The organism is Micromonospora maritima (assembly GCF_902825405.1).
In the GTDB taxonomy this organism is placed as follows: domain Bacteria; phylum Actinomycetota; class Actinomycetes; order Mycobacteriales; family Micromonosporaceae; genus Micromonospora; species Micromonospora maritima.
In genome coordinates this window covers 1-8,107 of record NZ_CADEAU010000246.1, presented here as the reverse complement: position 1 = coordinate 8,107, position 8,107 = coordinate 1, and the positions used below count along the sequence as shown (strand labels likewise).

General features: G+C 66.6%; 8 protein-coding genes, 1 tRNA gene and 1 pseudogene. 7 read left to right on the top strand and 3 right to left on the bottom strand.

Annotated features, from left to right (window positions below; translation table 11 throughout):
- Nucleotides 1–734: hypothetical protein (locus HUW36_RS20355; RefSeq protein WP_174529627.1), on the bottom strand; the 734-nt coding region annotated here is incomplete at its 3' end.
- Between the two features lie 169 nt (nucleotides 735–903).
- Here HUW36_RS20355 and HUW36_RS20350 point away from each other — a divergent pair.
- The 3 genes from HUW36_RS20350 to HUW36_RS20340 all read left to right on the top strand — a co-directional run bounded on the left by HUW36_RS20350 (nucleotide 904) and on the right by HUW36_RS20340 (nucleotide 3,890).
- Nucleotides 904–976: transfer RNA gene (locus HUW36_RS20350), tRNA-Arg, on the top strand.
- 68 nt (nucleotides 977–1,044) lie between these two features.
- On the top strand, nucleotides 1,045–2,553 hold the full coding sequence (locus HUW36_RS20345) for a tyrosine-type recombinase/integrase (protein ID WP_246248245.1): 1,509 nt from the start codon (nucleotides 1,045–1,047) through the stop codon (nucleotides 2,551–2,553).
- Nucleotides 2,554–2,795: 242 nt separating this feature from the next.
- The gene (locus tag HUW36_RS20340; protein ID WP_174529625.1) at nucleotides 2,796–3,890 is read left to right on the top strand and encodes a hypothetical protein; all 1,095 of its coding nucleotides are present in this window, start codon (nucleotides 2,796–2,798) and stop codon (nucleotides 3,888–3,890) included.
- Here HUW36_RS20340 and HUW36_RS20335 read toward each other — a convergent pair.
- On the bottom strand, nucleotides 3,887–4,378 hold the full coding sequence (locus HUW36_RS20335) for a DUF4265 domain-containing protein (RefSeq protein WP_174529624.1): 492 nt from the start codon (nucleotides 4,376–4,378) through the stop codon (nucleotides 3,887–3,889). The two genes, HUW36_RS20340 and HUW36_RS20335, sit on opposite strands and share 4 nt — an antisense overlap.
- A gap of 120 nt (nucleotides 4,379–4,498) precedes the next feature.
- Here HUW36_RS20335 and HUW36_RS20330 point away from each other — a divergent pair, with 120 nt between their 5' ends.
- Complete coding sequence (locus HUW36_RS20330) at nucleotides 4,499–5,533, top strand: NAD-dependent epimerase/dehydratase family protein (RefSeq protein WP_174529623.1); 1,035 nt, start codon at nucleotides 4,499–4,501, stop codon at nucleotides 5,531–5,533.
- On the opposite strand, the gene HUW36_RS20325 is transcribed toward HUW36_RS20330, so the two are convergent.
- A complete protein-coding gene (locus HUW36_RS20325; protein WP_246248244.1) occupies nucleotides 5,513–6,781 on the bottom strand; it encodes a hypothetical protein in 1,269 nt (422 codons plus the stop codon). The genes HUW36_RS20330 and HUW36_RS20325 overlap by 21 nt on opposite strands.
- Nucleotides 6,782–6,995: 214 nt before the next feature.
- On the opposite strand from HUW36_RS20325, the gene HUW36_RS35210 reads away from it, so the two are divergent.
- The 3 genes and pseudogenes from HUW36_RS35210 to HUW36_RS34545 form a co-directional block, all read left to right on the top strand.
- Nucleotides 6,996–7,163: a hypothetical protein gene (locus HUW36_RS35210; RefSeq protein ID WP_246248243.1), complete on the top strand. Its 168-nt coding sequence runs from the start codon at nucleotides 6,996–6,998 to the stop codon at nucleotides 7,161–7,163.
- A 339-nt stretch (nucleotides 7,164–7,502) separates the two neighbouring features.
- A complete protein-coding gene (locus HUW36_RS20315; RefSeq protein ID WP_174529621.1) occupies nucleotides 7,503–7,742 on the top strand; it encodes a DUF6284 family protein in 240 nt (79 codons plus the stop codon).
- Between the two features lie 70 nt (nucleotides 7,743–7,812).
- Nucleotides 7,813–8,107, top strand: a pseudogene (locus HUW36_RS34545) (ABC transporter permease); the annotation flags it as partial.

The window sequence follows — 8,107 nt, the reverse complement described above, 5'->3', positions numbered from 1 at the left end:
CACCCCTCGACCATCTCGGCGAGCGCCGCCCGGATCCGGTCGAAGGTCGCGACCGGATGCCCGCCCGCGTGGGGCGGCAGCAGCACGCCCAGGCAGCGCAACGCCGGCCCGCCGTCCGGCCCGGCCTCGACCGCGAACACCGGCGCGCCCACGTACCCGGGCGGTAGTTCGCGGGTGACCCGCACCTCGTCGCCGTCCCGGGCGACCCGCTCGACCACCGCCTCCAGCGGCCGCGACCCGTCCTCCCCCACGCCGAGGGCCAGCACGAACGCCGAGCCGGGCGCGGCGCCGATCCGGGCGATCGCGTCGGCCGGCGCGGCCACCGCCTCGGTCACCTGCTGGGTACGCCAGCGCCAGCCCCGGTCGTCGGCGTAGCCGTGCAGCCCGCCGGTGGGCATCGCGGCCAGCCCCAGTTCCGGCAGGTGCAGCCAGTGGTCGGCGAAGCCCGGCAGCTCGATCGGTTCCTCCGCCCCCTCGGCCGGATCGGTGACGCTCGGCCGCAGCCCGATCTCCCCGTACGGGGACCGGGTGACCGGGTCGGCGGTGAGCAGCCACTCGTGCGCGATCTCCCCGTCGTCGGTCGCGCCGACCAACTCGCTGTAGAAGAAGGCGGTGCCCACCGCGCCGGCCGCCGCGCCGGGCCCCGCCGACCCGGTGACCGGCAGGATGGCCCGCCCGAGCAGCTGGCACAGCTCGAAGACGATCTCGTTCTCGGTTTCCTGGTCGAGCAGCATCCGCCGAGGGTACGGACCGCGCCGTGGCCGCCGGCCCGGGACCCGCCGGAACCGGGATGCCGGGCGAGGCCCCGGCATGGGACGCTGGGCGACGACGTGGACGCGCCGACCCGTACCCCCGGGCGGGCCGGAGCCGGCGGTACCCTCTTGGCGCGACGATCGTCGGCGCGCGCCCGTAGCTCAGCGGATAGAGCAGGGGACTTCTAATCCCAAGGCCGCAGGTTCGAATCCTGCCGGGCGCACAGGCACTTTGCCTTCCCGAACGGCGCGCGTGGGGCTATTCGTGGTGCGAGCGCGCTACGGTGGCCCCGTGGCAGCCTCGAACGGACGCACCAAGCGCCAACGCGGCGAGATCGAAACTCTTCCCAGCGGGTCACTGCGAGTGAAGGTCTATGCCGGCGTCGACCCGATCAGCGGGAAGCGGCACTACCTGACCGAGGTCATCCCCGCCGGCCGCACCGCCGCCAAGGAAGCCGAGAAGGCGCGAACCCGGTTGCTCGCCCAAGTGGACGAGCGGCGCAACCCACGCACTCGCGCGACGCTCGACCAGCTCCTAGACCGGTGGCTTGAGGTGGCCGACATCGAGGCCACAACCCGCATGGGCTACGTGAACAAGCTCAACAAGCACGTACGGCCGGTGCTCGGCAAGCTGCCGGTCGGCCGACTCGACGCCGAGACGTTGGAGTCGTTCTACGCGAGCCTGCGCCGCTGCCGCGACTGGTGCGGCGGCAAGGCGCACGTGAAGCACCGCGTGGAGGGCGAGCACGCCTGCACCGCGAAGTGCCGGCCGCACGTCTGTAAGCCGCTCAGCGCTTCATCGGTGCGGCAAGTCCACTGGATCCTCAGTGGTGCTCTCAGCCGGGCGGTCCGGTGGCGCTGGATCGCCGTCAACCCTGCCGGCCAGGCCGAGCCACCCGCGCCGCCGCATCCCGACCCGCAACCGCCGAGTCCGGCCGACGCAGCCCGCATCATCAGCGAGGCGTGGCGCGACCCGGATTGGGGTGCGTTGGTCTGGCTCGCCATGACGACCGGCGCCCGCCGCGGCGAGTTGGCCGCGCTGCGCTGGCACCATCTCGATCTGGCCGCCGGTGTGCTGACGCTGCGGCGCAGTGCCTACCTGGATGAGCACGGCCAGCTACAGGAGAAAGACACTAAGACGCACCAACAGCGGCGGGTGGCGCTCGACCCGGAAACGATCGAGGTGCTGCGCGAGCTGCACGGCCGGTACGTCGACCGCCTGGCCCAGCTCGGCGCGGACGCGGACCCTGCCGACTACGTCTTCTCCCCCGAGCCGGACAACAGCCGCGGCTACCGGCCCGACACCATCACTCAGCGGTACGGCCGGCTCGCCAGCCGACTCGGCATCGACAGCCACATCCACGCGCTCCGCCACTACTCGGCTACGGAGCTGATTAACGCTGGTGTCGACGTGCGGACGGTCGCGGGACGGCTTGGGCACGGAGGTGGCGGAACAACGACGCTCAGGGTGTACGCCGCCTGGCTGTCGGAGTCGGACCAGCGGGCTGCCGGGACGCTAGCCGCCCGGATGCCGCCACGGCCAAGTGGAACAACGATGCCTACCGAGAGCAGCCCGCACAAGACCATCGCTGATGCGCTCCGTCAGGAGATCAAAGCTGGTCGGGCGTACCCGGGGGATCCGCTGCCTACCGTTGCCGAGCTGGCGGCCAAACATGGCGTCGCTACCAGCACCGCGCATCGCGCGCTGGCTCTGTTAGCTGCAGAGGGATTGGTCGACGTGGCTCGTGGGCGAAGGACAACCGTCTCGCACACGGCCACCGGTGGTGGCCGGCAGGCGTAGAGGGTCGAGTCCCGGAGGCATGGCGACGGTACAGCGGGCGATCAATCACAGTTATGCTGCCGCCCGACAAGGAAAGCCGTCGGATACAGGTGGAAAACATGGGGAAGCCACCCAAAAGCGACTCGCCCCTGCAACGAGCAAAGCGCTTTACGGCGAGATCGCTCTTTCGGATACGCACGACCACAAAGTCGCTCGTGTTCGGTTCGGAGCCAGTGGCCACACAAGGCCGACATGCTCCACGCATGCTGCGCTTTTCTATTGCGCTACTAATGTCCCTTACAGCGGCCATCGCACTTGCGGCGTCGACCTTCCTGCTGCTTGCCCGTCTACGTGGTGCCGTAGATAGCCTTTGGCCCTTACGCCTTTCGAGCAAGCGACTTACTTCCAATGACATCTACGAATTAACACGAAGCACAATCGCCGCCGCAGGGCTTGCGGCGGGCGTCTTCGCTGCCGTATACGCCTACCGAAAACAGCGGGTTGAGGAAGCTGCCAGCCGGCGAGCCGACTCAGAACATCTTTCTTCCAGGTATCAGAACGCCGCGGATCAGCTTGGCAACGACAAGGCAGCCGTTCGACTTGCTGGCGTCTACGCCCTGGCGAGACTGGCGGACGAGTGGGTGGAGGAACGACAAACATGCATTGACGTTCTCTGTGCATATTACCGAATGCATTCCGAAGATGAGGAAATTCCAACTGGAGAGCGAGAGGTGCGCGAAACTATCCTCTCGTCCATCATGACCCACCTTGAAAACTCCGGCACCGATTCTTGGCAAGGTTACGCATTCAACCTTCAACGCGCCCTTTTCGACTCGGACATCTATTTATTAAGAGGCCTTAGGGAGGGCACCTTCTTCGACGTTACTGGAGCCACTTTCTCCGACGGCACCCTTATTGTCAGCCAGCCCCTAGATGAAGATTTCGGAACATTTGTCGCTGAGCGGGCCCTGTTCAAGGGGTCGACAAAGGTAGAGTTTTCCGGATGGTACAGAGAGGGTGTGATCGACTTCGGGGGTGCCGAACTAAATGGCGGTAGGTTTGACTTCACACGCCTCAGGATTGACGGGGCAGACCTCAACTTCCAAGGAGCCCTCCTAAGTGGCGCTTCCGTCTACTTCTCAGGAGCGCATTTCACCGACGGAGACGTTCGGTTCGATAGAGCAGCATTCAGAGCCGGATCAGTCGACTTCAATCATGCGGAATTCAGCAAAGGAGTCACCTCCTTCAGATACGCCTCTTATGAATCAGCGAGCCTTACCTTCGAGGACACCGAAGGCGAGCAACCAATTGGACTGCCGGCGTCGTTCTGGCAGCCGAGGCAGCCCGAAGGCGATTAGCCAGTCGAGTCCACCTCTAGAATGCGAGCATTCTCCCCAAGCACACCCTCCAGCAAAGCATATGGATCCTTGCCTTTCGGGAAGCTGATTGTGAGTAGGTTCGGTTGCGCCCACTCGATCTCACCGTCCTGAGGCTCGACAGCCTCGCGTATTGTCTGCCTTTCCGCCCTGTTTGGCCAAGGCAGCTCGAAAGATATTCGAACAGTACGACGCTTCCGGTCGACGACTTCTACAACCTCCAGAATTGGCCACTTGACACGAACGCGGACGACGTCACCCCTGGACACCTTCGCGAAAAACCCATTATTGTCGAGACGGTATAAACCGCGATCCAGTTTTTCAGCCCACATGCTCTCGCCCGACGGTCCACCATCCCCGGACTCCAAGGGGAAGTAGACCTTGTCATAATCTCCTACGTCGCCGCGGTCAAGAAGGCTGCCATTTTTCCACCTTGTCCAGAGGTGATAGCGCGTACGCCACCAGAGCATCTGAAGTCGACCTTGCCATCTACGAAGCCACACAATTCCTCCCCGCCGGCCATCCATGGTGGAGCGAACCAAGGGACGCCCCGCCCATCCGAGCCGGCACGCCCGATGCATGATGGTGCAATGCGCTTGCTCGTACTTGGGGGAACCTGGTTCATAGGCCACGCGATCGTAGCGGCTGCTGTAGATGCTGGGTGGGAGGTGACCACGTTCAACCGAGGCACCTCGACCCCCTTCTCGGAGGCTGTTAGCCGCGTCGAGGGCGATCGAACCCGACCCAGGGATGTCGCCACTCTTGCTGAAGCAGGTCAGTGGGATGCGGTTGTCGATACCTCGGGGTACGTGCCGAGCAACACCCTCGGCGTCACACGGGCGCTCGCGCCGGTCGCTGATCGCTACGTCTTCATGTCGACGCTCAGCGTGTACCAGGGCTGGCCGGTCAAGCCGCTCAGTGAGCGATCCGAGGTGCTCTACTGTCCGCCGGACGCCGGCCCAGACTATGGCACCGACACCGAGGACGGACCGACACGCTACGGCTACCAGAAGGCCGGTTGCGAGGCGGCGGCAGTCGCTTCGTTTGGGGCTGACCGGACGACGATCCTGCGCCCCGGTGTGGTGCTTGGCCCGCGTGAGTACGTTGGCCGCCTGCCCTGGTGGCTGCGCCGGGTAGCCGCTGGCGGGGAGGTGCTGGCCCCAGGCTCCCCAGCCCGAACCATTCAGCCGGTCGACGTCCGCGACTTGGCCGCCTTCACCCTGCGGACCATCAGCGACCAATCGTCCGGCGCGTTTAACGTCTGCGCCCCCAGGGGCAGCGCGACCTTCGGAGAGTTGCTCGCGCACTGCGCCGACTCGACGCACACGGATGCGTCCTTCACGTGGGTGCCAGATGGCTTCCTGCTCGGGCAGGGCGTACGGCAGTGGTCCGAGCTGCCGCTCTGGCGCACCTTCGACGGTGTGTGGAACGTCGACACCACCGCGGCGCAGGCCGCCGGTCTTCGCACCCGCCCGCTCGAACAGACCGTGCGGGACACCTGGCGGTGGTTGGTCGATAGCGGGGACATCGGCAGCCATGACCGCGCTGCCGAGATCGGAATCAGCCCGGAGAAGGAAGCAGAGGTGTTGGCGGCATGGCGCCGTTCAGGTGAGCGGTCGAGCTGAGGTCTCCGACAGCCACACCGCGATGCGCTCGCCGAGCTGCCGCGCCTCGGCGTCGCCGCTCCACGGCGCTTCGATCAGCAGACGCTCGATCCGGGCCAGCCGGCCAGTCAGCGAGACGTTGCGCTTGTGGGGAGGTAGTTCGAGAACGGTACGCAGAGCTTCCGCAGCGCCGTCCTTGTCCCGCATGTGGAGGTGAGCTGCGGCTACGTCGATGTTCGTCCCGCTGATCTGTGAGTACGGCCGCCTCACAGCCGGCAACGCTTCGTAGACGCGCAACGCCTTACGGGCGTACCTCGCAGCTTGGTCGCCGTTCCGGAGATCGAGCCAGGCAGCAGCGGCGCAAGCCGCGGCGCGGGCATCTCCGAATGCGAACTCCCCACCGGTCGACGTAGCCAGTTCGTCGGGCCGACCCTCTGCCGCCTCCCGGTCCCGCTGGGCAGCGTCCAGCACCGCAGCCACCGCTTCCGAGTCGTCAAGTAGGGCGTGGGAGCGAGCGGCGATGTAGCGCAGCCTCAGCCTCGGTTCGCCGTCAGGCGCCGCGCGCATCGCTCGCTCGAAGTAGCTCAGGGCAGCATCCGGCTCACTGCGCCAGTTCGCCAGCGTCATTTGCAGGCCGTATGTCCACGCCTTCAACGACGCGTGGCCGGCGAGATCCGCGTACTGGGTGGCCGCCCTGGCCAACGCCGCCGACTCGTTCCAGTGCCCGAGGTCGAAGGCGGTAGAGGCCATGAGTGACGCACCCTGGCCGATGACCACGAACAGGTCGGCCAACTCCCCCGGCCGACGCGTCCGCTCAGCGAGTGCTCGCGCTTCGTCACGCAGCCGGCGCGCGCTTGAGAACGTGTCGAAGGCAGCCATCCCGCCAGACCTGGCCAGCAGTGCCATGTCCTGCCGCAATGCCTCGATCGACTCGTGCGGTACCCCGATGCTCGACAAAAGCGAGTCATTGGCGATTGCGTCGGCAGCGTCGCTCACGACATCACCAACAGCATGGCCACCGCTGAGGCTTCCTTCCTTGCCAGCCCCGCTGTTTAGGTGGTGGAGGAAACGTGATCTCACTGCGTCCGAGAGTCGATCGAAGGCAGCGCTCAGTACCTCCTGATTCGCGGTTCCGGGCACGGTTTCCGGCCGGCTGTGCCAGTACGCGACCGTCCTGACTGCGATGCCCAGCCACCCGGCGAATCCCTCGTTCGTCATGCCGGCGGCGGCTTGCAGCGCGCAGGCGAGACGCCCCGTCCACTGATCCACCGCTGCCATCGTGGTCCCCGCGCTCGTTGCATCGGCTTGCCGCACGGTTGCACCTGCCTTGCATGGGCGCGCCGTCCGACTTCGACTTCACTGGATATCAGAAAGCCATTCGCCACATCAGACTACTGAGGAGACTCCCGTGGCTGAACCCCTCGCCCGTGTTCAGGAGCGCCCCCGCTTCCGGTCCGTCGCGGACACTGCTGCGCTTCTCGGCATGTCGGAGGTGACTCTCTACCGAGCCATCCACGCCGGGCAGTTCCCGGCCATCAAGGTTCGAGGACGGTTCGTGATCCCCGCCCGCGCCATCGACGACATGGAGGCTTCCGCCCTGGCTCACGGCCTGGTCGACGCCGGCAACTACGCCTTGCGGCCCGCCAGCTAGCCCGCACGCTTCGGCCCTGGTGGCGCCGGCGGAATGTCGTTCTCGCGCGCCAACTTCCGGATGTACGCGCCGCTGAACGGCGACAACCTCTCAACCTCGGAAGGGCCGACGCCCTCACGAAGGGCAGCGAGGACAGCCGCCACTACGGCATCGCGGGCGGCCTCGTGAGCCGCCTCGGTCCTCTGGTAGCGCTTCGTCGCTGCTGAGAGCACATCTCGGGCATCACTCATCGCACCAACATACCGCTACCTACTTGCGCAACAGACCCGCGTATCGCTACCTTGTTGCGCAACAGACAAGCGCTTCGCAAGAGATGCGAGGCACGCGAAAGGACACGAGGTGACCCGCTCCAAGCCCTTCCCGACACCCGAACCGACCGCCGACGACTTGGCCGCGATCGAGGGCGAGATGCCCTTGATCGAGGCGGAAATCCTGCTGCTCGACGCGCAGATCGCCATCGTGACCGGCGACGGCCACCCGAGCGACCTGGACTGGCAGCGCATCCGCCGAGCGCAGCGCCGCGTCCTGCGTGAGGCTCGCGCCCTGCTCGACGGCAACCGAATCGACCGGGCCGCCTAGCAGACCACCGCCAGTGAAGGCCACCTGTCCCAGCCTGCCGCCCTATTCGCCCGACCGGAGGCCACCTGTCATGACTGCCCCGACCATCAACGGCACCCGCTATCCGCAGCCGATCGAGGACCTGTTGCCGGCCGCCCGCGCCCTGGACCTGCCCGAGGGCGAGGCGTTCCCGTCGCGCAACCGGCTGATGCGCGAGTTCCGCATCGGCGCACCCAAGGCCGGTGAACTGCTCGCCCTGCTCAAGACCGAGCCCGCCACGCCGGACGCCACCGCCGAGCCGGACACCACGAACCCGGCCGACCCGCCGGCCGCACCCGAGCCCGCGCCGCCGGCCGAGCCGGACCCGACGCCCGAGATCGGAAGAG

Coding starts and splice junctions, on each gene's coding strand:
- HUW36_RS20340 (WP_174529625.1), top strand. CDS start 2,796: ATGCTGCGCTTTTCTATTGCGCTACTAATGTCCCTTACAGCGGCCATC.
- HUW36_RS20335 (WP_174529624.1), bottom strand. CDS start 4,378: ATGCTCTGGTGGCGTACGCGCTATCACCTCTGGACAAGGTGGAAAAAT.
- HUW36_RS20330 (WP_174529623.1), top strand. CDS start 4,499: ATGCGCTTGCTCGTACTTGGGGGAACCTGGTTCATAGGCCACGCGATC.
- HUW36_RS35210 (WP_246248243.1), top strand. CDS start 6,996: ATGTCGGAGGTGACTCTCTACCGAGCCATCCACGCCGGGCAGTTCCCG.